The following is a 24,525-nucleotide window of genomic DNA, read 5'->3' as shown; positions in this document are numbered from 1 at the left end:
CAACATAGTGAGATCATGTCAAAACCGGTTCCGTTCGAAACCACGCTGCACGTCCGTGATCATTGCCTGTGCCTGCATGCCCAGCGCGCGGCCCGGACGCTGGCCCGCAGGTTCGACGACGCATTGCGTCCGTTCGGGCTCACCAATCAGCAATTCTCGCTGTTGATGTCGCTCAACCGGCCGCAGCCCCCCGCCATCGGCCCCGTTGCCGACCTGCTCGGCATGGACCGCACGACCCTGACTGCTGCCTTGAAACCGCTCGAGCGGCGAGGGCTGGCACGGATCGTCGTTGATCCGGTCGATCGCCGGAGCCGCAATATCCTGCTTACGCCGGAGGGGGAGGCGCTGCTGGCGGAGGCGGTGTCGGTCTGGTGCGATACCCATGCGGCGGTCGAACACGCGATGCCCGGCGTCGATGCCGATCGGCTGCGGCGCGATCTGGCCTCGATCGTCTGATCCGGTTTCGGCGGGCATTTACGATTTCAACATAGCTCTGCGGCTAGAGCGCCGACCATGGGTGCGATCGGCTGGATCTGGGCATGGCTGATGTTGCTGGGCGGGGTGCGCGCGCACCTGGCGAACGCCTTGCCGGATATGCTCGTCTGGGGAATGCTGCTGTCGGGTCTGCTGGCGCTGCCGCTGCTGTGGAACCGCCAGGACGGCGTCCTGTCGGCGGTCGCGCCCTCGGGCGTGGTGCGGGGCGCGATGGCGGTCCTGATCCTGCTCGCGGTGGGGATCAGCTGTCCCGATGCGATCCTGCGCATGCTATCCGCCTGATCGGCATCGACGATGGCGATAAGATGGCCGTACGGTGATCTCGGCGTTGCGACGGCGATCCTCCCATCCTAGATCATGGCTGTGAGCGACGCGATCCAGAACGACCGGTTTAACGAGGAGAAGAGCGTTTATACGGTGCGTGGCACCGATGCGCCTGATCTCGAGATGGGAATCGCCGCGATCCGGAACGTGCTGAAGACGCTGCCGGCTCGTCCCGGCGTCTACCGGATGCAGGATGCGCGCGGCGACGTCCTCTATGTCGGCAAGGCGCGGGCGCTCAAGAACCGGGTGTCCAACTATACCCAGGTGTCGCGCCTGCCGAAGCGGCTCAACCGCATGGTTGCGCAGACCCGGTCGATGACGATCGTCACGACCAACAGCGAAGCCGAGGCGCTGCTGCTCGAGGCGCAGCTGATCAAGCGCTATCGCCCACCCTACAACGTCCTGCTGCGCGACGACAAAAGCTTCCCCTTCATCCTCCTGCGCGAGGATCACGCTTATCCGCGGATCCAGAAGCATCGCGGCGCCCGCCGCGCCAAGGGTCAGTATTTCGGTCCCTTCGCCAGCGCCGGATCGGTCACGCGCACGCTGAACGCGCTGCAGAAGCTGTTCCTGCTGCGCTCCTGCACCGACAGTTTCTTCGCCAATCGCGACCGCCCCTGCCTGCTCTATCAGATCAAGCGCTGCTCGGCCCCGTGCGTCGACCGCGTCGAACCGGACGCCTATGCCGAACTGGTCGGCGATGCGAAGGCGTTTTTGTCGGGCAAGTCGACCCAGGTGCAGAAGAAGCTCGGCGAGGCGATGAGCGCCGCGGCGGAGGCGATGGATTATGAGCTTGCGGCGATCTATCGCGACCGTCTCCGGGCGCTCACCTTCATCCAGGGCAGCCAGGCGATCAACGCCGAAGGCGTTGCCGACGCCGATGTCTTCGCCTTCGACACCAAGTTGAACACCGTCTGCATCCAGGCCTTCTTCATCCGGGGAGGCCAGAATTGGGGGCATCGCGCCTTCTTCCCCGCCCACACCGCCGACGTGCCCGAGGATGAAGTGCTGGCGAGCTTCCTGATGCAATTTTACGAGGAGGTGCCGCCACCGCGCCTCGTCCTCGTCGATCGCGATCCCGCCGAAAGCGAATTGCTGGCCCAGGCGCTGGGGGAGCGCGCCGGCCGCAAGGTCCAGATCAAAGTCCCCCAGCGCGGCGAACAGCGTAGGCTGATGGAACAGGCGCGCCGGAACGCCCGCGAGGCGCTCGACCGCCGCCTGGCCGAATCCACGACGCAGGGCCGGATATTCCAGGAAATGGCCGACCTGTTCGAGCTGGAAGGACCGCCCGACCGCATCGAGGTCTACGACAACAGCCACATCATGGGAACGAACGCGGTCGGTGCGATGATCGTCGCCGGCCCCGAGGGCTTCCGGAAGGGAAGCTACCGCAAGTTCAACATCAAGCGCCCCGAGACGGCGCCGGGGGACGACTTTGCGATGATGCGCGAGGTGCTCGAGCGCCGCTTCGCTCGCCTCGAGAAGGAGGACCCCGAGCGACGCAGCGGCGAATGGCCGGACCTGCTGCTGATCGACGGCGGCAAGGGCCAGCTCGGCGCGGTCTGCGAGGTGCTGGAGGAAATGGGCGTGCAGGACGTGCCCGTCGTCGGCATTTCGAAAGGCCCCGATCGCAACGCGGGACGCGAGCATTTTCATCTGCCGGGCGGGCGCGAGGCGATGTTGCCGCTCAATTCCCCGCTGCTGTTCCATCTCCAGCGCCTGCGCGACGAGGCGCACCGCTTCGCGATAGGCGCGCATCGCACGAAACGTGCCGCCAATTTCACGAAGAGCCCGCTCGACGACGTTCCCGGCATCGGCCCCGCTCGCAAGAAGGCGCTGCTGATGCACTTCGGAACGGCGCGGGCCGTCCGCGCCGCCTCCCTCGAGGATCTCGAACGCGCGCCTGGTGTTTCCCGGGCCATGGCCCGGGCGATCCACGATCATTTCCACGCGGCCGGCTGATGGACGCGGGCCGTCTCTCCCCCGCACCGGCGGAGATGGCGGCGGAGACGCGCGTTCTGCTCACGATCGACACCGCGCTCTACGGCCCGCGGGTGGCCGACGGAGCGCAATGGCAAGCCGCCTACGACCGGTCCTATCAGGCGGCCGGCGTCGGCGTCGGATACCAGCTTCGCATTCTCGCCCAATATGCGCTCAAGGCCTGCTTCTTCGTCGATCCGATGCCGGCCTGTGCCTATGGCATCGAACCGATCAGGCACATGGTCGATCCGATCCTCGAGGCGGGGCAGGAGGTGCAGCTTCATCTCTACCCGTTCCGGGCCGACCCGGGCGGCGATCATGGCCGCGACGAGGGTGGGCTCGCCCATTATGACGCCCAGGCACAGCGCGACCTGATCGACCGTGCGCGCGACCTGCTGATGGAGGCCGGCGCGCCAGATCCGGTCGCCTTCCGAGCCGGCGATTATTCGGCGAACGACGATACGCTGCGCGCACTGGCCGATCTCGGCTTGCGTTTCGACAGCAGCCATAACGGCCATCGTCATCCTAGGCCCAGCGCGATCGGCTTGCCGCGCGAACAGATCGCGCCGGTCCTGCATCAGGGCGTCACCGAGGTGCCGGTGACGCTGATCGCCGAAGGGCGCGGCGCGCGCGCTCTCCAGATCCGGGCAGTGTCACTGGGCGAGATCAAGGCGGCGATTCTCCATGCCGCGGACCATGGACTGCCGATCGTCACCATCGCGGCGCATAGCTTCGATCTGGCCAATCGTGCGGGCACCGCGCCGAACCGTATCCTCGTCAAGCGCTTTGAGGATCTCTGCGCCTTCCTGTCTATGGAACGAAGGCGCTTCCCCACCGCCTTCTTCACCGAACTGGACGATCTGCCGCTCGACCGGCCGTCCGTACTCCTGCCCAGTGCCGGCTTGCGCCGCATGGGGCGGGCGATCGAGCAGATCTGGTCGGACCGGATCGAGGAGCGCGCGCCCTGATCGGTCCCGGGTGCTTGCGCCCGTCACGGATCCACGGTTGAACCTTGCCATGCAGGTCAGCACCTCCGCCATCATCTGCGCGATGCGCGCGCATGGAGAACATGGCGCCATCGTCCGCGCGCTGACGCCCGATCATGGCTTGCTTGCCGGCTATGTGCGCGGCGGCCGCTCGCGCCGGCTGCGGCCGGTGCTCGTCCCCGGCAATCTCGTCGAGGCCGATTTCCGCGCCCGTACGGCGGAACAGCTGCCGGGGTTGACGGTCGAGCTGTCGCACAGCCGGGCGGGCCTCCTCGCCGAGCCCCTGGCGGCGGCGGCGATCGACTGGTTGTCGGGTCTCACCGCCACGGCGCTGGCGGAGGGGCAGCCGCATCCGCGGCTCTACGAGGCGCTCGAAGCGGTGCTGGCGGCGATCGAATATGCGCCCTCGGCCCGCGGCTGGGCGGCGGCGGCGGTCCGCTACGAACTGCTGCTGCTGGCCGAGCTTGGCTATGCCCTCGATCTTTCGGCCTGCGCCGCAACGGGCACGCGCGACGACCTCGCTTTCGTCAGCCCGAAGACCGGCGCGGCGGTCTCGCGGGTCGCGGGCGAGCCCTATGCCGCGCGGCTGCTGCGCCTGCCGGTTTTTCTGCTCGACCCCTCGGCCGAAACCGGTTGGCCCGATATTCTCGATGCGATGCGGCTGACCGGTCATTTCCTGGCGCGCGACCTTCTGGTCGACCGGCGCGCCGACATGCTCGACGCGCGCGAACGGCTGATCGAACGCATCCGCCGGCTCGGTTGAGCATCAAAGCGATTGCGCGGCCGCCTGCATCGGGGCAGGGGGGCGGCGACGATTTCACGAGAGGGGTTCGCCATGTTGATTGCCTTGCTGCCGGGGGACGGCATCGGTCCGGAAGTCATCGCCGAGACGGTTCGCGTGCTCGATCGCGTCACCGACAGGCTCCGCTTCGAGACCGCACCGGTCGGCGGCGCCGCCTACAAGGCCGAGGGCCATCCCCTGCCGCCCGCCACGCTCGACCTCGCGAAACGGGCCGACGCGATCCTGTTCGGCGCCGTCGGCGATCCCGATTGCGACCGGCTCGAGCGCCATCTGCGTCCCGAGCAGGCGATCCTGGGGCTCCGCAAGGAACTCGGCCTGTTCGCCAATCTCCGCCCTGCGACGCTGTTCAAGGAACTGGCCGACGCCTCCGCGCTGCGGCCCGAGGTCGCCGGCGCGATTGACATGGTGATCGTCCGCGAACTCAACGGCGACGTCTATTTCGGCGAGAAGGGCATGCGGAAGACCGCATCGGGCCGGCGCGAAGGCTATGACGTCATGTCCTATAACGAGGACGAGGTCGCCCGCATCGCCCGCGTCGGCTTCGAGACGGCCCGCGCGCGGCGCGGCAAGCTCTGCTCGGTCGACAAGGCCAATGTCCTCGAAACCTCGCAGCTGTGGCGCGACGTGGTGATCGAGGTATCGGCCGAGTTTCCCGATATCGAACTCAGCCACATGTATGTCGACAACGCCGCGATGCAGCTGGTGCGCAATCCGGGCCAGTTCGACGTCATCGTCACCGGCAACCTGTTCGGCGATATCCTGTCGGACCAGGCGTCGATGTGCGCGGGCTCGATCGGCATGCTGCCGTCGGCTTCGCTCGATGCGAACCAGAAGGGCCTGTACGAGCCGATCCACGGTTCGGCTCCCGACATCGCCGGGCAGGGCAAGGCCAATCCGCTGGCGACGATCCTGTCGGCGGCGATGATGCTGCGCTATTCGCTCGGCATGGCGGACGAAGCCGACCGCATCGAGGCGGCGGTTGCCAAGGCGCTCGAAGGGGGCGCACGCACGGGAGACATCGGCGGCACGCTGAGCACGACCCGGATGGGCGACGCGGTGCTGGCGGCGCTCTGATATCCTCAACCGTCGTCCTGGCGAAACCCGGTATCTCCCTACTCTTCGTGCGTCGAATGAGGGCAGTGAGATTCCGGCTTTCGCCGGAAGGCGGGTTTCCCGGTGGTTCCGCTCAGCGCCCCATCAGCGCCCTGGCGGCGGGCAGGTAGGTCCGTCCGATTCGGATACGCTCCTCGTCGGTCAGGACCGCATGCCAGACGCCCATGCCGTCATGGCTCAACCGGACGATCCGGTCGCGACGGACGATCGTCGAGCGGTGCAGCCGGATGAAATTGGCGGGGTCGAGCCGCCGTTCTAGCTCGGTGATCGTCTGGTGCAGCAGGAAGCTTCGCTGGCCGAGATGCAGGCGCATATAGTCGCGCTCGGCTTCGATCCGGTCGATGTCCTGTGCCGCCACGCGGATCATCTCCGACCGGTGCGGAACCCAGAATTCCTGCGCATATTCCGACGCAGCCCGTTCACCGGCCGGCTCGCGCCGCCGCTCGATCACGCGGGTGACCGCGCGGGCCAGCCGATCCTGAGCGACGGGCTTCAGCAGATAGTCGGTCGCCGAAAGGTCGAACGCCGTCACCGCATATTGGTCGAACGCCGTGCAGAAGATGATCGCCGGCCGACGGTCGAATCTCTCGACAGTCCTGGCCACGCCGATACCGTCGAGGCCCGGCATCGCGATGTCGAGCAGCAGCATCTCTGGCTGGAGCGCCTCGATCAGCCGCAGCGCCGCCTCTCCGTCCGACGCCGTGCCGACCAGATCGATCATCGGCTCGCGCGCGCAGAGGATCTGGAGACGTTCGATCGCGAGCGGTTCGTCGTCGACGACGAGGGTTCTTATCGGTGAATCAGGCGCCATTCCTGACCAATGGCATGAAAATCGTCACGCCAAAACCACCATTGGGAAGCGGACCGTACCGGCAACTCGCCTCGTTGCCGAAGCGCGCCTTCAGGCGATCGGCCACGTTCTTCAGCCCGACTCCGGTGCCGCGCAGCTGCTGGTCGTCACCGAGCGGCTCGCCGTCATCCTCGACGTTGAGAACCAGCCCCTCCGAGTCCTGGCGGGCGGTGATCTCGATCGTGACCGGACGCCGTGCGCGCGAGACGCCATATTTGATAGCATTCTCAACCAGCGGTTGCAGGATCAGGCAGGGGACGCGCGCATCGGCCAGCTCGGCGGGTACCTTGATGTCGATGATCAACCTGTCGGGAAAGCGGATCGCCTCGATGTCGAGATAGAGGCGCTGCAGCCGGATCTCCTCTGCCAGTACGACATCCTCGGTCGGATCCGCGGTCAGGCTGGTGCGGAAGAAGGTCGACAGGTTGAGGATCATCTTCTCCGCCTCGTCGCGATGGTTCTTGAGGATCAGGGTCGAAAGCGAGTTGAGCGTGTTGAACAGGAAATGCGGATTGACCTGGTAGCGCAGTGCCCTGAGCTCGGCATCGCGGGCGGCCGCTCGGTAGCCGGCGGCCGCGCGCTCGGCCGAGCGAACGGCAGCGGCGTAGCTGAGCGCGAGGAACAACGCTCCCCAGGCCGCGAAGAAGAAATAGCCATTCAGCGCCTGATCGGCGATCTGGCTGATGACGCCGACCTCCTTCTTCTTGTTGTAAGGGTCAGTCGGCGGGCCGACCTGGATCATCACCGTGCCCGGGGTCGGCTCGCTGATAACCGGTGTCGGTATCTCGATCGGCTCGGGAATCGCTATCTTCACCGGGGGCCGCCGGACGACCGGAACGGGCGCGGTGGCCGGCTTCGGCATGGCCGCCGGGACTGCGGGGGCCGGGGTAGGCGCGGGCGGTGCGGGTGGTACCGGTGGCGGCGGGACGCTCGACAGGATGCTGTCGATGTTGATGTTGATGCCGTGGCGGCGCGCTTCCTCGACTGCCTGCTTGGCCTCGCGCAGGCCTTCCTGGTAATCCGCCATCGCCTCGCGATAGGCCTCGCGCTGACTCTGATAGGCTTCGCGTCGGGCTTGTTCCGCTTCGCGCAGGGCTTCGCGCCGAGCCTGTTCCGCCTCCCGGGCGGCGTCCCGGCTCACGTCGCGGGCATTCTCATTGGCCTCGCGCTGGGCCTGTTCGATCTCGCGCTGGGCTTCGGCGGCCTGTTGGGCTGCCTCGCGCTGGGCTTCGGCCTTGGCCTCGGCCGCCGCCTTGGCCTGTTCGGTCGCCTCGCGGATCGCATCGCGTGCGGCTGCGATCGCGGCCCGGGCCTGTGCTCGCGCGGCGGCGACGCTGCGGTCGTCGACGGTGAATTTTCGCGATGCCGTGTCGCGCGCCTTCTCCGCTTCGATCTGCTTGTCGAGCTGATGGAAGGCCATCCAGTTCATCGAGCTGTACGCGACGGCGGCGGGCGCGGCGAGCAACGCCACCGCGGTCACGTTGACCGCCAGGGATTTGCCCGCAAGCGGCCGCATGGCAAGATAGACGATGTAGGTCGCGACCATCGATCCGATGGTGACGAAGGCGCGCGCCGCCAGCATTTCGGTCTGATGGCCGAAATCGATCATGTAGGAGCGGATCGTCGCGATGGCGAAATAGACCATCCAGAAGCAGACGATCGACAGCAGGGCTACGCGCGGACTTACGCTGGCCCCACGGGGGCCATCATGGTTCAATGTCATTCCGCCTATATATATTCACCGTTGTAAATATGCTCCTGCGAGGCCTTGACGTTGGTCGAGCCCCTCATGCCGTTCATCGAAAGTTCAGTTTCCGAACGAAGCGCGCGCAGGGTCCGAACCATCGCATCTTTTCCATCGACGATATGAATCGAGCCTTTCTCAATCGGACAAAACGCTGTGCCTGGCCGGCGCCGCGATCCGGAACAGCCGCATCCGCCGGACGTTGAATCATCCCGACATTGGCAGAGGATCAAGGCCATGACCACGGATACATTGAACAAGGAAGATCGTGGCACGCCGCATATTCGGCCGGCACATGATGCCAACGACGACCGCAAGCTCGCGCGCAACCCGAGCGACGAGGATGCCAAGCTCGATGTCGCCCTGGACGAAAGCTTCCCCACGTCGGACGCGCCATCGAACACCCAGCCGGGCAAGGGCAAGGACCCCGCCCCGTCGTCCGGCTATGACGACGAAGCGGAAAAGGCCCGGATGGCGGGCAAGGAATAGTCGACGGCCGGACTGATCTTGGGGCGCGTGGCGGCGATGCCACGCGCCTATCCATTGCCTCTCACAACCTCGTTCGAAAATTATCCACAGAATATTGCGGTTTGGGGAACTCGTATCGTGATTGCTTGTTGCGTTGCAGCAAGGAAAATGATTCGATCCTGAACAGAAGCCTTACGAGGGCTTAAGCGTCCATAAACCATCTTGGGCGCATATCCCTTCAGGCTCCAGTTAGGGGGTTTGGTATGGGCACGCATATGAGACCTGCGGACGGCGCGATGACCTTGGCGGAAATGAAGGAGTTCGCCAGCTTCCCGGCCTCTACGCAGCGTTATATTCGTCGATCGCTCGATGTCGGCCTTGGCCGCGAGGACGCTCTCGCACGGTGGTCGCGCGACGTCATAGAGTCCGCCAGCATCATGGCGCAGGCACGCGTCTACAGCCGGCTCGATCATATCCGCGAACTCGTTCCCGACGACAGCGGGCTCGATGCGATCGAGCCCTTCCTCGCCCCGCTGGTTACCGTCAGCGCCTTCGACCTGGGACAGGATCGTCTGATCAGCTTCGGCGCCTACCGTTTCCTGTACGAGCGCCTGATCGGGGCTCATGTGCGGCCGTGGCTGCCGGGCGCCTTCTGCGCGGCGGCGGCGCTGCCCCATCTCCATCCGGAAAAGCGGCGCGTCCTGCTCCAGTCGATCAGCGAGGCGGCGGCGACGGCGCCGGGCTGGTCGAATCGCGAACCGGTCTTCTACCCGGAATGGGTCGACAAGGTAGAAGTCCGTCTTCCGAACTGATCGATGAAACTTCCCGGACGGGCGGTCGTTGGGGCCGCACCGTCGGGACGACCTTTCCGCTCTTGCGGAACCGCGCTCCCGCCCTAGCTTGTGCCCAGGTATCGGGAGAAATATCTTGTCGGCGACCATCCTCACCAACCACCGGGTGGAGAAACCGTGGGGCCGGCACGACCTGGCCCCGCTGTTTGCCGATCAGCCCGCCGATCGGCCGGCGGTGGGTGAGGTCTGGTATGACGATCCGTCCGGCCGGCCCCGCGAACTCCTCGTCAAATATCTGTTCACCAGCGAGCGCCTGTCGGTACAGGTCCATCCCGACGACGCTGCCGCCCAGGCGCTCGGCTTCGCGCGCGGCAAGGACGAGGCCTGGATCATCCTGTCGGCCGAACCCGATTCGACGATCGCCCTTGGCCTCGAGCGGCCGATGGAGCCCGATGCCGTCCGCGCGGCGGCGCTCGACGGATCGATCGAGCATATGCTGCACTGGCAACCCGTCCGCGCCGGCGAGGTGATCTATTCGCCGGCCGGCACGATCCACGCGATCGGCAAGGGCCTCCGGCTGGTCGAGGTGCAGCAGAACCTCGACCTGACCTATCGCTTCTACGACTATGGCTCGGCGCGCGAACTCCATCTCGACGAGGCGATGGCGGTATCCGATTTCGGTCCCTTCGCCGGCAGCCCCGCCCCGCGCGAGATCGCGCCGGGGCGCACCATCTTCGCCGAGAAGCGCAAATTCGTGCTCGAACGCTGGACCATGGCGGGCAGCTTCCCCATCGCGACGGGCAGCGCCACCGCCTGGGTGATGCCGGTCGAGGGCAGTGCCTCGGTCGACGGCCGGGCGGTCGAGCTGGGCGACACGATCATCGTCGAGGGGGCCGCCGCCATCGATATCGCGCCTGGCAGCACCGTCTATGTCGCTTATCCCGGGTTGAGGGTTATCGAAGGCCTGTTGGGATCGGAATCGCGATCGACATCGGCGATCGGGGCGACTGTTACCGGATAGCCGAGCGTGTCGGGGATGCAGAGGAAATGCTCCCCGTCGCGCGTCTCGATCCAAGGCGTGACCATCTCGACCGGATAGCGCCGGGCCAGCGCGACGGCGGCGTCGAAGTCGCCGGCCTGGCCTATCCGCTCCAGGTTGCGGATCGTCGGGAAGATCAGCGCCTTGTTCGCCAGATGCCGCTCGGCCGTGGCCCAGACCAGATGGCTGCTCTCGCTGCCGTCGGCGCGGGCTTCGCCGAGATCGGGCGCACGGGCGATGTAGAAGCGGGTGTCGAACCGGCGCGACAGCTCGTGATCGGGCCGCCAGCGGGCGAAGGGATGGATGTCATGCGGATTGATCCGCAGCCCAAGCCGGCCGAGGATGGCGCTCAGCGGCTCGCCGTCGTGCAGGGCGGCGCGCATCGCCGCAAGCCGGCCCACCTCGCCGATGGCCTCGATCCCCGGCGCCAGGCCGATTTCCTCGATCGTCTCGCGGATCGCGGTGATCCGGTGGGCGAGGTCCTCGGGGTCGATGGCGGGGCCATCGACCAACAGGTCGGGCCGTCCGGCGAAGACATGATCGTCGGCGTCGACCCGCCCGCCCGGGAAGACCATCCGGCTGGCGGCGAAGGCGAGGTGCGCGCCGCGCCCGATCATCGGTATCTCGGGAAAGGCCCCCGGCCGGTCGCGCAACAGGATCAGCGTGGCGGCCGGAATGGCGGGTGGCAGAGTGTCGGTCAAGAATGTCGTCCTGTCAGGATGGTGAGCGGCCAACGGATCGTCCGGTTGTCGGCCGGATCGCCCCAGGCGCGGGTCAGTTCGGCGACGGCCGCGTCGAACGCGGCACGGCCGTCGGTTCGCTCCATCGCCCGCACGGCCGACCAGGTGTCGAGATAGCCGATCAGCGCGGCGAGCGGCCATTGCGCCTCGATCGCGAAATCGGGGGGCGCGATCGCGGCGAAGGGAAGATGGATATCGCGATAGCGGTTTTCCACCAGCGCGCGTTCCGGCGGCCAATGATCCTTCAGCGTGACGAGCCGGAACCGCTCGACGATCGCCTCGACCTCGCCAGGCCCTTCCATGCCCGCATAGCTTATCAGCGCGATCACCCCTCCGGGTCGCAATAGCCTCCGCGCCTCGGCGAAGAACGCGGGCAGGTCGAACCAGTGGGCGGCCTGTGCGGCGGTGATCAGGTCGACCGACGCGTTGGGCAGGCCGCTCGCCTCGGCCGGCGCGACCCGATAGTCGATCCGGGGATGGGCGATCGCGCTGTCGATCTGCCGCGCGCTCGGATCGGTCGCGACCACCCTCTCGAAATGCCCGGCGAGCAGCAACGAAAGCTGGCCCGAGCCGCAGCCGACATCGAGCGCGGCCGTTGGCGCAGGCGCCACGGAGGAGAGCCACGCGGCCAGCGCCGCCGGATAGGCCGGGCGATAGGCGGCATAGTCAGCGGCATGCGACGAGAAATGGTCCTTGAACGCGATCACCGGATCGCGGTCAGGAAATAGTCGAGCGCCAGGTTGTCGCTCAGATGGAAGCCCGCGGCGGGCGAGAAGCTGAGGCCCTTGCGGTCGACCACCCGCAGCCCGGCGGCCTCGACATGACCGGCGAGTTCGTCCGGGGTGACGAACCTGTGCCAATCGTGGGTGCCCTTCGGAACCATGCCCAGGCCTTCCCCTACCGTGATCATCGCCAGTTTCGACAGCGGGGTCCGGTTGGGCGTCGACAGGATCATGATCCCGCCCGGTGCCAGCAGCCCGGCCAACTCGGCGACGAACGCCGCCGGGTCGGCGACATGCTCGATCACCTCCATCGAGGTGACGAGGTCGAACCTCTCGCCCGCCAATGCCTCGACACCGCCCGCCCGATAGTCGATCGCCAGGCCCTGCGTCGCGGCATGGAGCTTGGCTACCGCGATATTCTCGGGGGCCGCGTCGATGCCGGTCACGGCGGCGCCCATCCGCGCCAGCGGTTCGGCGAGCAGGCCGGCGCCGCAGCCGACATCGGCCGCCCGCCGGCCGGCCAGCGGACGGAGCGACGCCGGTGCCAGGTCCCAATGCGCGTCGATCGTCGCGCGGATATGACGCAGCCGTGGCGGGTTGAGCTTGTGCAGCATCGCCGAGGATCCTTTCGGATCCCACCATTCGGCGGCCAGTTTTCCGAAATGGGCTGCTTCCTCGGCGACGATCGAGCCGTGCTGTTGTGCGCTTGCGTTCATTGCGGCCCCTCTCTATCAGGGCCGCGCCCTTGAACCCAAGGGCTTTTCCGGCTTTTCGGCCTCTTTGGGACAGACGGTAGGCAATGGCGCGCATCGTTATGAAATTCGGCGGAACCTCGATGGCGGGGATCGAGCGAATTCGCAACGTGGCGAACCGCGTCAAGCATGAGGTCGAGCTCGGCAACGAGGTTGCGGTCGTCGTCTCGGCGATGTCCGGGGAAACCGATCGGCTCGTCAACTTCTGCCGCGAAGCCTCGCCGCTCTACGATCCGCGCGAATATGACGTGGTCGTCGCTTCGGGCGAACAGGTGACGAGCGGCCTGCTTGCCATCGTCCTCCAGTCGATGGGGGTGAAGGCGCGCAGCTGGCTCGGCTGGCAGTTGCCGATCCGCACCAGCGACGCGCACGCCTCGGCCCGGATCGAGACCATCAATTCCGAAGCGATCGGCAAGGCGATGGCCGCCGGCGAGGTCGCGGTCATCCCCGGTTTCCAGGGCATGACCGCCGACGACCGGGTGACGACCCTGGGCCGTGGCGGCTCCGACACCTCGGCGGTCGCGGTCGCCGCGGCGATGAAGGCCGATCGCTGCGACATCTACACCGATGTCGATGGGGTCTACACCACCGACCCGCGCATCGTGCCCAAGGCCCGCAAGCTGGCCAAGGTCACCTATGAGGAGATGCTCGAGCTCGCCTCGGTCGGTGCCAAGGTCCTGCAGACCCGCTCGGTCGGACTCGCGATGAAGGAGAAGGTGAGGGTCCAGGTGCTCTCGTCCTTCGACCAGCCGACCGACAATCCCACGCCCGGCACCATGATCGTCGGCGAAGACGAAATCGAAGGAAGCACCATGGAACGCCAGCTCATCACCGGCATCGCCTATGACAAGAACGAGACCAAGGTCACGCTGACCGCGGTCCCCGACCGCCCCGGCGCGGTCGCCTCGATCTTCGCGCCGCTGGCCGACGGCAACATCAACGTCGACATGATCGTGCAGAACGTAGCGCACGATACCGGCTCGACCGACGTCACCTTCACCGTGCCGACCGCCGAACTGGCCCGGTCGCTCGACGTGCTCGAGCGCGAGCGTGGCAATATCGGTTATGAGAAGCTGATCCACGACACCAATGTCGCCAAGATCTCGGTCGTCGGCGTGGGCATGCGCAGCCATGCCGGTGTCGCCTCGAAGATGTTCGACGCCCTGGCCGGCCGCGGCATCAACGTGCTCGCGATCACCACGTCGGAGATCAAGGTCTCGGTCCTGATCAACGAGGACTATACCGAACTCGCGGTCCGCGTCCTCCACACCGCTTATGGCCTCGACGCGGAGGATGCCGCTTGAACTTCCGTCTCCGTCATTCCGGCGAACGCCGGAATCTCGCTGTGTTTTGCGTGGTGAAAGACAATGGGATCCCGGTCTTCGCCGGGATGACGATCGGGGAACGATAATGTCTATACATAATCGCCTGCATGCCTTGATGGAGCGCGGCGTTGCCCTGCTGGGCAGCGAATATGCGATCCTCGGCGGGGCGATGAGCTGGGTATCGGAACGCAATCTCGTCGCCGCCATGTCGAATGCGGGCTGCTTCGGGGTAATCGCCTGCGGCGCGATGTCGCCCGAACTGCTCGATGCGGAGATCGCGGGGACCAAGGCGCTGACGTCGAAGCCGTTCGGCGTCAACCTGATCACCATGCACCCCCAGCTGGTCGAGCTGATCGAGGTCTGCGCGAAGCACCGGGTCGGGCATGTCGTGCTGGCGGGCGGGCTGCCGCCGGGCGGGGCGATCGAGAAGATCAAGGCGTCGGGCGCCAAGGTGATCTGCTTCGCCCCCGCGCTGGCGCTGGCGAAGAAGCTGATCCGTTCGGGCGTCGACGCGCTGGTGATCGAGGGGATGGAAGCGGGCGGCCATATCGGTCCGGTCTCCACCTCGGTGCTGGCGCAGGAGATACTGCCAGTCGTGGCCCAGGATCTGCCGGTGTTCGTCGCCGGCGGCATCGGCCGCGGCGAGGCGATCGCCGGCTATCTCGAAATGGGCGCGGCTGGCGTCCAGCTCGGCACCCGCTTCGTCTGCGCGACCGAGTCGATCGCGCACGCGAACTTCAAGAAGGCGTTCATCCGCGCTTCGGCGCGCGATGCGATCACCAGCGTCCAGATCGATCCGCGCCTGCCGGTGATCCCCGTCCGCGCGCTGCGGAACGCATCGTCCGAGCTCTTCACCGCCAAGCAGCGCGAAGTCGCCCGGCTCCTCGACGAAGGCACGGTCGAGATGGCCGAGGCCCAACTCCAGATCGAGCATTACTGGGCGGGGGCACTGCGCCGCGCGGTGATCGACGGCGATATCGAGCATGGTTCGGTGATGGCGGGCCAGTCGGTCGGCATGGTCACCCGGGAAGAACCGCTCGCCGACATCGTCGCCACCTTGATCGGCGAAGCCGCCACGGCGCTGGAACGGCGCACGCACTAGGCTGGTCTCGGCACCGGCGGCCGCGCGATCGCGGGGGGCGGACGGTTGCCGGTGCCGGGCGGCTTGGGGCCGGCAAAGATTCCATCATTGGAATCCCGGCACCGTTTCTGATAGCGGGCCACATAATGGCACCTTTGACAGCAACCTCCGCCGCACGCGAGATACTGACCCGCCTGCATGACGTGATGGCCTCGCGGTCGGCCGCGCAGACCAAGCTGAACCAGGTCGTCCAGATCATCGGCGAGGCGCTCGATACCGAGGTGTGCTCGGTCTATCTGCTGCGCGACGGCGCGCTGGAGCTGTTCGCCACCCGGGGCCTTAGGCAGGGTGCCGTCCACGTCACGAAGCTGGCGCTGGGCGAAGGCCTGGTCGGGACAATCGCGCAGAATGTCGAGACGCTGAATCTCGACGAGGCGACCAGCCATCCCGACTTCGCCTACAAACCCGAGACGGGCGAGGAACTGTTCCACAGCTTCGCGGGCGTGCCGATCGTCCGGCGCGAGCGCGCGGTGGGCGTCCTCGCGGTCCAGCATCGCGACCAGCGGCGCTTCGACGATGTCGAGATCGAGGCGCTGCAGACCGTGGCGATGGTGCTCGCCGAACTGATCGCGGGCGCCGGGCTGATCGACGAGGGCGCGCCCGGCGCGAAGGGAACGCGCGACAACGGGCCGGTGCGCCTTGCCGGCCTCCGGCTGGTCGAGGGCATGGCGCGGGGCAGGGCGGTCTATCACCAGCCGCGCATCGAGATCGAGCATACCGTCGCCGAGGATATCGAGGTCGAGCGCCACCGCGTCATCTCCGCCTTCGCCAAGATGCGCGACCAGATCGACCGGATGACCCGCGAAGCCGATTTCGGCGCGGCGGGCGAGCATCAGGACGTCCTCGCGATGTACAAGATGTTCGCCTATGACGAGGGCTGGATCCGGCGCATCAACGAGGCGATCGACAGCGGCCTGACCGCCGAAGCGGCGATCGAGCGCGTCCAGCAGCGCACCCGCATGCGGATGCGCGAGATCGGCGACCCGCTGCTCGCGGAGCGGATGCACGACCTGGAGGATCTCTCCAACCGCCTGCTCCGCATCGTCTCGGGCCAGCTCGGCACCGCCGCGCAGCTCGGCCTGCGCCATGATTCGATTCTGATCGCGCGCAATCTCGGCCCCGCCGAACTGCTCGAATATGATCGCCGTCGGCTGAAGGGCGTGGTGCTCGAGGAAGGCTCGCTGACCGCCCATGTCACCATCGTTGCCCGGGCCATGGGCGTCCCCGTGCTCGGCCGCGTCAAGGATGTCCGCCGCACGATCGGCGAGGGCGATACGCTGCTGCTCGATGGTACGAGCGGTTCGGTCATGGTCCGCGCCAGTGGACCGATGGAAGAGGCCTTCGAGGCCAAGATGATGGTCGGCCAGAAGCGCCGGGCCGAGTTCGCGGCGATGCGCGACCTGCCGGCCCGGACGCGCGACGACCTGCGCATCGAGCTGATGGTCAACGCCGGCCTGCGCGACGACATGGCGGCGCTCGACGTGACCGGCGCCGACGGCGTCGGCCTGTTCCGCACCGAATTCCAGTTCCTCGTATCGGCGACCTTGCCGCAGCGCGAACGCCAGCTTCGGCTCTATCGCGAGGTGCTCGACACCGCGGGGGATCGCCCGGTGATCTTCCGCACCGTCGATATCGGCGGTGACAAGGCGCTGCCCTATCTGAAGACCGGCGACGACATGGACGAGGAGAATCCCGCGCTTGGCTGGCGCGCGATCCGCCTCGGCCTCGAGCGAGACGCGCTGATGAAGGTCCAGGCGCGCGCGTTGCTCGAGGCGGCGGCGGGTCGCACCCTCAATGTCATGTTCCCGATGGTGTCCGAGCCGTGGGAGTTCGACGAGGCTGTCGCACTGTTCGAGGCGCAGCGGAAATGGATCCACGACCACGGGCGCGCGGTGCCGAACGCGATCCGCTTCGGCACCATGCTGGAAGTACCGGCGCTGGCCGAAAGCCTCGACATGCTGCTACCGCGGTTGGACTTCCTGTCGATTGGCACCAACGATCTCACCCAGTTCCTGTTCGCGGCCGATCGCGCCAATCCGAAGCTGGCCGAGCGCTACGACTGGCTGAGCCCGGCGATCCTGCGGTTCATCGGCCGGGTCACGCGGCAGTCGCGCGAGGCCGGCGTGCCGGTGGGCGTGTGCGGCGAGATGGGCGGCCGCCCGCTGGAGGCGATGGCGCTGATCGGCCTGGGGATCGATCGCCTGTCGATCACTCCCGCCGCGGTCGGCCCGGTCAAGGCGATGGTCCGCTCGCTCGACGCGGCCGCGCTGCGCGAGCGGATGGGTGAGTTCCTGACCCGCCCGGTCCGCACCCTGCGCGGCGATCTTGCGGCCTGGGCCGAAAGCAATGGGGTTGCGGTCGCCTGAAATGCGCGGCAGACCGTTCCCGTGACGGGGGAAGGTTACGTCTGAGGCGCGGATGCTGCTTGGTTTGACGATTGCTTGCTTGCCTGATCGCTCCGGAGCGTGGAGAAGAGCGCGATGAGTGAAGGCGCGGATCCCCGCAATGTCGGTGAACAGCTTGCCGCCGAACGCGCTCGGCAGGAGCTGGAACTCAGCGACGTCGCTGCACGCACGCGCATTCCGCTGCGGCATCTCGACGCGATCGAGAAGGGTGAGCATGACGGCTTGCCGGCGCTGCCCTATTCGGCGGGCTTCGTGAAGAGCTATGCCAATATGCTCGGCCTCGACGGCCAGGCGTTGTCGCGCGCGTTCCGGGATCAGATCGGCGGCGAGCAGCGGGCCTATTTCGAACCCGAAGCCTATGAACCTGTCGATCCGACTCGCGTGCCGTCTCGCCTGCTGGCGATGGTCGCGCTCGGGATCGCGCTGCTGCTGGGGATGGGATATCTACTGCTCCGCTTCGAAGGCGACAGCACCGATCTCGCCAAGCTCGCCGCCGACACGGTGCAGGACATCCGGCCGGTTCCGGCGCGGCAGCCGGCTTCGCCGCCCATCGCGCCGCCGGCCGTCCCCGCAGTTCCGACCGGCCCGATCAGCGTCACCGCCAGCGAGGATGCCTGGGTCAAGATTTCCGAGCGGGACGGCCCCAGAATCTATTTCATGGATGTGCTGGCCGCCGGGCGGAGTTTCACCCTGCCCGAGGACGCCGCCGATCCGATCCTGCGCACGGGGCGGCCGCAATCGCTGAAGGTCCTGATCGGCGCTACCGAATTGCCGCCGGTGGGCGAGCCCGACCGTCTGGTCCGTTCCTACAGCCTGAAGCGCGACGCGCTGGTCGCGATCGCCACCGCCGCGCCTGTGTCGGCCGCACCGGAGGATGGAAATGCGAGCGACGCGGGGTCGGTGCCGGAGGGTGGGCGCGATCTTCCGCCGATCGACGCCGCTTCGCCGGGCCGCGCCGGCACGGCTGGGCCGACCGGTGACTCGGACCGCCGCCCGCAGCCTTGATCCCGACCGCCGTCAGACGGCATTATCCAAGCGAAACGATCACGGGGAATTACCGATCATGAAGAAGGCGATCCTCGCCCTCCTGCTTATGTCCGCCACCGCCGTTCCGGCGCTCGCCCAGCAGTCGATGCCGGTCGAGAAGCGGGTCGACAAGCTGGAAAAGGAAATGAAGGCCGTCCAGCGCAAGGTTTTTCCCGGTGGCGCCCAGCAATTCTTCGAACCGGAGATCAAGCCGCAGGTCGCCCCGCCCGTGCCCGCGGGCTCGCCGGCCGACACGCCGGTGGCCGACCTGACCCGTCGGGTCGACGCGCTCGAGAAAGCGCTGGCCCAGCTGACCGGACAGGTCGAGCAGAATGGCTATAATCTGCGCAAGCTGGAAGATCAGTTCGCCAAGATGAAGGGCGATGCCGATTTCCGGCTGAACGTGCTGGAAGGCAAGGCGCCGCCGGCTCCGGCCGGCGCGACGACGGGCGCCACGGTTCCCTATGTCGTTCCGCCGCCCGCCAAGGGCGTGACCGGCGGGACCGCGCCGGGCCCGAAGCCGTTGCCGACCCTGCCGGAGCCGGCCGCCCCCGCTCCAGCGCCCGTGGCGGCGAGCGGCGATGCCGGCAAGGACGCCTATATGGCGGGCTATGCGCTGTGGGAGCAGAAGAAATATCCCGAAGCGGCGGCCGCGCTGAAGGCGATGTACGCCAAATATCCGAAGAACAAATATGCCAGCTACGCCCGCAATCTCGCCGGCCGCGCCTATCTGGACAACGGCCAGTATAACGAGGCGATCCGCGAATTCTTCGAAAGCACCAAGATCGAGGATGGCGAGCGCGCCCCGCACAGCTATGTCTACATGGCGCAGGCGCTGATGAAGCGGAAGCCGCCACTGCCCGACAAGGCCTGCCAGGCCTATGAGGTGCTGATGGCCAAATATCCCGACAAGGTGACGGGCGGCCTCGCCGACCTCGTCGCCAGGGGAAAGGCAGATGCCAAGTGCAAGTGACGGGAAAGATGGCCTGACGATCCTCCGTCGTCATCCCGGCAAAGGCTGGGGGCGGTGTGTCTCGCCAGCCGGATGGCGTTGCGTGGGAAGACAGGCATGGGTGCCAGCTTCGCGGGAGCTTTGCGTAAACGCTGCCCCTCTTCCGTCATCCCGGCGAAAGCCGGGATCTCACTTTATCTTCGCCTTTTCGGGGGGATGGCAAGGCAGGGAGATCCCGGCTTTCGCCGGGATGACGGTCGGGAGATTTTCGGACGCGGGCGCTTTCGCAAGATCCCGCCTCCGCTCGCATGGCGGTTGATGTGAGGTGACGGGCATTTCCCCTGCGCAGCGCGAGCGCTTTCTCGCCGATCTCGCGCGCCTGCTACCCGGCGCCACCGCCCGGCTCGGCCTCGCCGTCTCGGGCGGTCCCGACAGCATGGCCCTGCTCCACCTCGCCGCCGCGGTTTGTCCCGGCCGGGTCGAGGTAGCGACCGTCGACCACGGGTTGCGTGCGGATGCGGCCGCCGAGGCCCGGCTGGTCGCCCGCGCCTGTGCCGCCTTCGCCATCCCGCACGCTACACTGCCGGTGGCGGTCGAAAAGCGGGGCAGCGTCCAGGCCGCCGCCCGCCGCGTCCGTTACGAGGCCCTGGCGGCATGGGCGCGGGGGCGGGGGCTCGCCGCCGTCGCCACCGCGCATCATGCCGACGACCAGGCCGAGACCGTGCTGATGCGCCTCGCGCGCGGCGCCGGGCTGACGGGTCTGGCGGGCATCAGGGAGCGCCGCGACCTTGGCGGTGTCCTGCTCGTCCGGCCGGTGCTCGGCTGGCGCCGGGCGGAACTGGCGGAGATCGTGGCTGGGATCGAAACCGTCGACGATCCGAGCAACGCCGATCCGCGCCATGATCGCACCCATGCGCGTGCCCTGCTGGCGGCGGCCGGCGAGCGTCTCGATCCCGTCAGGCTGGCCGCGACCGCGGCGCACCTCGCCGACGCCGACGCCGCGCTCGACTGGCTGGCCGGGGAGGCGATCCGGTCGAGGGTCGACCGCCTCGACGATTGTCGAACCCTAGCGGATCTCGAGGGGTTGCCGCGCGAGGTCCGGAGGCGGATACTCGCCCGGCTGGTCGGCGAGGCCGATTCGGCGGTGGACGGCCCGACGCTCGAAATCGCGATGGTGCGGCTCGATGCGGGGCAGGTTGCGAGCCTGGGCACACTCAAACTGTCGCCTGGACGCCGCATTCTGATTGAAAAAGCGCCTCCGCGACGCTGATCGTGGGAGCCTGCCGATCTGTTCCATTGTTATTAAGGCAGCGATGCCTATCTTGACCCGCGAAAGGCGGAACTGATCGATGAATGACGAAAAAGAGCCGAAACAACCGAACCCCTGGATGAAGAGCCTTGCCATCTGGATGGGTATCCTGCTGGCGCTCGTCGTCTTCGTGTCGATGTTCGAAAGCTCGTCGCGCACCGCCGGCGGCGATCAGATCGCCTATTCGGAATTTCTCTCCAGGGTCGATGACGGCCAGGTCCGCGAGGCGGATATCGGTGAAGGGACGATCAGCGGCAAGTTCAACAACGGCGCCGGCTTCACCACCAACGCCCCCAACGATCCGATGCTGATCCAGCGGCTGGCCGAGAAGAACGTCACCTTCCGCGCCAAGCCCGCCGAGCAGACCAGCTTCTGGATGATCATGCTCTACCAGTCGCTGCCCTTCCTGCTGATCCTCGGTATCGCCTTCTTCGTGATGCGCCAGATGCAGAAGAACGCCGGCTCGGGCGCGATGGGCTTCGGCAAGAGCCGCGCGAAGATGCTTACCGAAAAGCATGGCAAGGTCACCTTCGATGATGTCGCCGGCATCGACGAGGCGCGCGAGGAGCTTCAGGAGATCGTCGATTTCCTCAAGGATCCCACCAAATTTGCCCGGCTCGGCGGCAAGATCCCGAAGGGCGCGCTGCTGGTCGGCTCGCCCGGTACCGGTAAGACGCTGCTCGCCCGCGCGATCGCGGGCGAGGCGAACGTGCCCTTCTTCACCATCTCGGGCTCCGACTTCGTCGAGATGTTCGTCGGCGTCGGCGCGAGCCGCGTCCGCGACATGTTCGAGCAGGCCAAGAAGAACGCGCCGTGCATCGTCTTCATCGACGAGATCGACGCGGTCGGCCGCCATCGCGGCGCCGGCCTCGGCAACGGCAATGACGAGCGCGAGCAGACGCTGAACCAGCTCCTGGTGGAGATGGACGGCTTCGAGGCCAATGAGGGGATCATCATCGTTGCGGCGACCAACCGTCCCGACGTGCTCGATCCTGCGTTGCTGCGTCCGGGCCGTTTCGACCGCCAGGTCGTCGTGCCGCGCCCCGATATCGAAGGGCGCGACAAGATCCTGCTCGTCCACATGAAGAAGATCCCGCTCGCCCCCGACGTCAATTCGCGCACCATCGCGCGCGGCACGCCGGGTTTTTCGGGCGCCGATCTCGCGAACCTCGTCAACGAGGCCGCGCTCCTCGCCGCGCGCAAGGGCAAGCGTCTCGTCGCGATGAAGGAGTTCGAGGAAGCCAAGGACAAGGTGATGATGGGCGCCGAGAGGAAGTCCATGGTCATGACCGAGGACGAGAAGAAGGCGACCGCCTATCACGAGGCCGGCCATGCTCTCGTCTCGCTCCACGTTCCCGGCTGCGATCCGCTCCACAAGGTGACGATCATTCCGCGCGGCCGCGCGCTGGGCGTGACCTGGAACCTGCCCGAGCGCGATCGCTATTCGATGACGATGAAGCAGATGAAGGCGCGCCTCGCGCTCTGCTTCGGCGGCCGCATCGCCGAACAGCTGATCTACGGTAATGACGAGCTCAACACCGGCGCGTCCAACGACATCCAGCAGGCCACCGACATGGCCCGCTCGATGGTCATGGAATATGGCATGTCGGAAAAGCTCGGCTGGCTGCGCTATCGCGACAATCAGGACGAGGTGTTCCTCGGCCATTCGGTCGCCCGCAACCAGAGCGTCAGCGAGTCGACCGCCCAGTTGATCGACCAGGAGGTCCGCCGCTTGATCGAGGAGGCCGAGCAGGCCGCGCGCAAGGTGCTGACCGACCATCTCGACGAACTGCACCGGCTCGCTACCGCCTTGCTCGAATATGAGACGCTGTCGGGCGACGAGGCCAAGCGGGTCATCGTCGGCGACGACATCGGTCGCGACCAGGGCAATTCGCGCGCACCCGCTGCGCTCAGCACGGGCGGGTCTTCGATCCCGAAGAGCCGGCGTCCCGGCAGCGGGTCCGGTGGCTGGGGCGAACCCAAGCCGGCCTGACCGCCGGCTATATCGGTACCTGAGGGGCCGCGTTCCGAAGGGGGCGCGGCCTTTCGCTTTTGGGGCGATCAGCGTTCGTCGAAGGTTCGCCGCGCCGCCTCGACCCGGCCCAGATTCTCCTCGGCCCATATCCAGACGCCACAGAAGGCAGCGCTGAGCGTGCCGCCAAGGTCGGTCAACCGATAGTCCACCCGCGGCGGCACGACCGCATGGACGGTGCGGATCACCATCCCGTCGCGCTCCATCTGGCGCAGGGTCTGGGTCAGCATCTTCTGGCTGATCCCGGGGACGAGACGGCGGAGCTGGGTGAAGCGCAACTCGCCATGCTCGGTCAGCAGTTCCAGCAGGATCATCGTCCATTTGTCGGCAACCCGTCCGATCAGCTCGGTCACCAGCGCCTCGACCTTGGGGGCGACACTGTCGGGCGGGGCGGTGCGCGCGATCCGCTCGGCGCGTTCGATCGTCTGTCGGTCGAAGGGAAGGCCGTTCGTCACAATAGTCTCCTCCGGGTAAGTATAATTCTTTCGGGTGCCTTCTTTCCAGTGGAGACCGAGGCGTTACATGGACCAGCCGTAGCATTTGCAAGGAGCATGACCATGAAGCTCGACGGCAACACCATCCTCATCACCGGCGGCGGCTCGGGCATCGGCGCGGCGCTGGCGCATCGCTTTCACGATCTCGGCAACCAGGTCGTCATCGCGGGCCGGCGGCTCGAAGCGCTCGAGGCGGCGGGCGCGGGGCGGGCCAACATGGCCGCGATGCAGCTCGACGTCGAGGATCCGGCCTCGATCGCAGCCTTCACCAGGAAGATCGTCGCCGACTATCCGCGTCTCAACGTCCTGATCAACAATGCCGGGATCATGCGGTTCGAACAGCTCGACCGTGCCCGCGACCTCGCCGATGCCGAGGCGACGATCGCCGCCAACCTGATGGGCCCGATCCGGATGATCGACGGCCTGATCGATCATCTGTCCGGCCAAGCCGATGCCGCGATCGTCAACGTCACCTCGGGCCTGGCCTTCGTGCCGCTGGTGACGACAGCGACCTACAACGCGACCAAGGCGGCGATGCACTCCTATTCGGTCGCGCTGCGGGAGGCGTTGAGGGGCAGGGTCGAGGTGATCGAGCTGGTCCCGCCCGCGGTCCAGACCGGGCTCACCCCGGGCCAGGCCGATCGGCCCGGCTACATGCCGCTCGACATGTTCGTCGACGAGGTCATGGCCCTGTTCGCACAGCGCCCGACGCCGCCCGAGATCCTGGTCGATCGAGTGAAGATCCTGCGCCATGCGGAAGCCGGGCAGCGTTTCGACCAGACGCTGATGCAGCTCAACGACTTCGCACGTGCAGCACGAGAGGGATAGGATTCGGTGTCATGGTCCCGGCGAAAGCTGGGGCTGCGGGAAATGTCGGAAGGGGGCTTCAGCCGAGCGCGAGATAAGCCAGGGCGCTTACGCCGATGGCGGCCATGCTGCACAGCGCCAGAAGGCGACAGCTGCATTCGCAAAGACCAGGGTTAACCCGTTCCATACGACTCTCCCGACGAGCGTCCCCGCGCTGTTCTCGCGCGA

At 66.9% G+C, this 24,525-nt stretch carries 23 protein-coding genes; 17 read left to right on the top strand and 6 right to left on the bottom strand.

Annotated elements, in window-relative coordinates:
- The first annotated feature begins 15 nt into the window (after positions 1-15).
- The 6 genes from ASE22_RS25310 (at position 16) to leuB (ending at position 5,661) form a co-directional block, all read left to right on the top strand.
- Positions 16-456 (top strand): MarR family winged helix-turn-helix transcriptional regulator, encoded by a 441-nt coding sequence (locus ASE22_RS25310; RefSeq protein ID WP_056366566.1) that lies wholly within the window; start codon positions 16-18, stop codon positions 454-456.
- Between the two features lie 57 nt (positions 457-513).
- The gene (locus ASE22_RS25305) at positions 514-777 is read left to right on the top strand and encodes a hypothetical protein (protein ID WP_056366563.1); all 264 of its coding nucleotides are present in this window, start codon (positions 514-516) and stop codon (positions 775-777) included.
- A 75-nt stretch (positions 778-852) separates the two neighbouring features.
- The gene (gene uvrC / locus ASE22_RS25300) at positions 853-2,781 is read left to right on the top strand and encodes an excinuclease ABC subunit UvrC (RefSeq protein ID WP_156397550.1); all 1,929 of its coding nucleotides are present in this window, start codon (positions 853-855) and stop codon (positions 2,779-2,781) included.
- Positions 2,781-3,767, top strand: coding sequence for a polysaccharide deacetylase family protein (locus ASE22_RS25295; RefSeq protein ID WP_056366559.1), 987 nt, complete (start codon positions 2,781-2,783; stop codon positions 3,765-3,767). The genes uvrC and ASE22_RS25295 overlap by 1 nt, the downstream gene beginning before the upstream one ends.
- A gap of 49 nt (positions 3,768-3,816) precedes the next feature.
- The gene (recO, locus tag ASE22_RS25290) at positions 3,817-4,548 is read left to right on the top strand and encodes a DNA repair protein RecO (protein WP_056366556.1); all 732 of its coding nucleotides are present in this window, start codon (positions 3,817-3,819) and stop codon (positions 4,546-4,548) included.
- A 72-nt stretch (positions 4,549-4,620) separates the two neighbouring features.
- Positions 4,621-5,661, top strand: coding sequence for a 3-isopropylmalate dehydrogenase (leuB, locus tag ASE22_RS25285; RefSeq protein WP_056366555.1), 1,041 nt, complete (start codon positions 4,621-4,623; stop codon positions 5,659-5,661).
- 112 nt (positions 5,662-5,773) lie between these two features.
- On the opposite strand, the gene ASE22_RS25280 is transcribed toward leuB, so the two are convergent.
- Together ASE22_RS25280 and ASE22_RS27820 are read right to left on the bottom strand one after the other, a co-directional pair.
- Complete coding sequence (locus ASE22_RS25280) at positions 5,774-6,511, bottom strand: LytR/AlgR family response regulator transcription factor (protein WP_056366552.1); 738 nt, start codon at positions 6,509-6,511, stop codon at positions 5,774-5,776.
- Positions 6,501-8,273 (bottom strand): histidine kinase, encoded by a 1,773-nt coding sequence (locus ASE22_RS27820; RefSeq protein ID WP_235538193.1) that lies wholly within the window; start codon positions 8,271-8,273, stop codon positions 6,501-6,503. The genes ASE22_RS25280 and ASE22_RS27820 overlap by 11 nt, the downstream gene beginning before the upstream one ends.
- Positions 8,274-8,531: 258 nt before the next feature.
- Between ASE22_RS27820 and ASE22_RS25270 the strand changes: the two genes are divergently transcribed.
- From ASE22_RS25270 to ASE22_RS25260, 3 genes are all read left to right on the top strand, one after another.
- Positions 8,532-8,783 carry a hypothetical protein gene (locus ASE22_RS25270; protein ID WP_056366549.1) on the top strand — a complete coding sequence of 84 codons (252 nt, stop codon included), beginning with the start codon at positions 8,532-8,534 and terminating at the stop codon, positions 8,781-8,783.
- 242 nt (positions 8,784-9,025) lie between these two features.
- Positions 9,026-9,574 carry a hypothetical protein gene (locus ASE22_RS25265; protein ID WP_056366538.1) on the top strand — a complete coding sequence of 183 codons (549 nt, stop codon included), beginning with the start codon at positions 9,026-9,028 and terminating at the stop codon, positions 9,572-9,574.
- A 115-nt stretch (positions 9,575-9,689) separates the two neighbouring features.
- Entirely contained in the window at positions 9,690-10,574 is an 885-nt protein-coding gene (locus tag ASE22_RS25260; protein ID WP_056366537.1) for a class I mannose-6-phosphate isomerase, read from the top strand.
- On the opposite strand, the gene ASE22_RS25255 is transcribed toward ASE22_RS25260, so the two are convergent.
- From ASE22_RS25255 to ubiG, 3 genes are read right to left on the bottom strand one after another with little or no spacing between them, the layout of a single operon-like run.
- On the bottom strand, positions 10,490-11,293 hold the full coding sequence (locus ASE22_RS25255) for an NUDIX hydrolase (RefSeq protein WP_056366534.1): 804 nt from the start codon (positions 11,291-11,293) through the stop codon (positions 10,490-10,492). The genes ASE22_RS25260 and ASE22_RS25255 overlap by 85 nt on opposite strands.
- Positions 11,290-12,039, bottom strand: coding sequence for a class I SAM-dependent methyltransferase (locus tag ASE22_RS25250; RefSeq protein WP_056366532.1), 750 nt, complete (start codon positions 12,037-12,039; stop codon positions 11,290-11,292). The genes ASE22_RS25255 and ASE22_RS25250 overlap by 4 nt, the downstream gene beginning before the upstream one ends.
- A complete protein-coding gene (gene ubiG / locus ASE22_RS25245; protein ID WP_056366529.1) occupies positions 12,036-12,770 on the bottom strand; it encodes a bifunctional 2-polyprenyl-6-hydroxyphenol methylase/3-demethylubiquinol 3-O-methyltransferase UbiG in 735 nt (244 codons plus the stop codon). The genes ASE22_RS25250 and ubiG overlap by 4 nt, the downstream gene beginning before the upstream one ends.
- A gap of 83 nt (positions 12,771-12,853) precedes the next feature.
- Here ubiG and ASE22_RS25240 point away from each other — a divergent pair, with 83 nt between their 5' ends.
- From ASE22_RS25240 to ftsH, 7 genes are all read left to right on the top strand, one after another.
- Complete coding sequence (locus ASE22_RS25240; protein WP_056366526.1) at positions 12,854-14,110, top strand: aspartate kinase; 1,257 nt, start codon at positions 12,854-12,856, stop codon at positions 14,108-14,110.
- Between the two features lie 106 nt (positions 14,111-14,216).
- A complete protein-coding gene (locus ASE22_RS25235; RefSeq protein ID WP_056366523.1) occupies positions 14,217-15,233 on the top strand; it encodes an NAD(P)H-dependent flavin oxidoreductase in 1,017 nt (338 codons plus the stop codon).
- 125 nt (positions 15,234-15,358) lie between these two features.
- Positions 15,359-17,638: a phosphoenolpyruvate--protein phosphotransferase gene (gene ptsP / locus ASE22_RS25230; RefSeq protein ID WP_056366520.1), complete on the top strand. Its 2,280-nt coding sequence runs from the start codon at positions 15,359-15,361 to the stop codon at positions 17,636-17,638.
- Positions 17,639-17,752: 114 nt separating this feature from the next.
- Positions 17,753-18,682: a helix-turn-helix domain-containing protein gene (locus tag ASE22_RS25225; protein WP_056366517.1), complete on the top strand. Its 930-nt coding sequence runs from the start codon at positions 17,753-17,755 to the stop codon at positions 18,680-18,682.
- Between the two features lie 58 nt (positions 18,683-18,740).
- On the top strand, positions 18,741-19,676 hold the full coding sequence (locus ASE22_RS25220) for a tetratricopeptide repeat protein (RefSeq protein WP_056366514.1): 936 nt from the start codon (positions 18,741-18,743) through the stop codon (positions 19,674-19,676).
- A 304-nt stretch (positions 19,677-19,980) separates the two neighbouring features.
- The gene (gene tilS, locus ASE22_RS25215) at positions 19,981-20,925 is read left to right on the top strand and encodes a tRNA lysidine(34) synthetase TilS (protein WP_082545845.1); all 945 of its coding nucleotides are present in this window, start codon (positions 19,981-19,983) and stop codon (positions 20,923-20,925) included.
- A 79-nt stretch (positions 20,926-21,004) separates the two neighbouring features.
- On the top strand, positions 21,005-22,957 hold the full coding sequence (ftsH, locus tag ASE22_RS25210) for an ATP-dependent zinc metalloprotease FtsH (RefSeq protein ID WP_056366511.1): 1,953 nt from the start codon (positions 21,005-21,007) through the stop codon (positions 22,955-22,957).
- Between the two features lie 68 nt (positions 22,958-23,025).
- Here the strand turns inward: ftsH and ASE22_RS25205 are convergent, their stop codons facing one another.
- Positions 23,026-23,418 (bottom strand): winged helix-turn-helix transcriptional regulator, encoded by a 393-nt coding sequence (locus ASE22_RS25205; RefSeq protein WP_056366644.1) that lies wholly within the window; start codon positions 23,416-23,418, stop codon positions 23,026-23,028.
- Between the two features lie 135 nt (positions 23,419-23,553).
- On the opposite strand from ASE22_RS25205, the gene ASE22_RS25200 reads away from it, so the two are divergent.
- Positions 23,554-24,318, top strand: coding sequence for an SDR family oxidoreductase (locus ASE22_RS25200; protein ID WP_056366641.1), 765 nt, complete (start codon positions 23,554-23,556; stop codon positions 24,316-24,318).
- The last annotated feature ends 207 nt before the right edge of the window (positions 24,319-24,525 follow it).

The sequence above is a fragment of the Sphingomonas sp. Root720 genome (assembly GCF_001428605.1).
Taxonomy (GTDB): Bacteria; Pseudomonadota; Alphaproteobacteria; order Sphingomonadales; family Sphingomonadaceae; genus Rhizorhabdus.
This window is presented reverse-complemented; position numbering and strand designations above follow the sequence as displayed.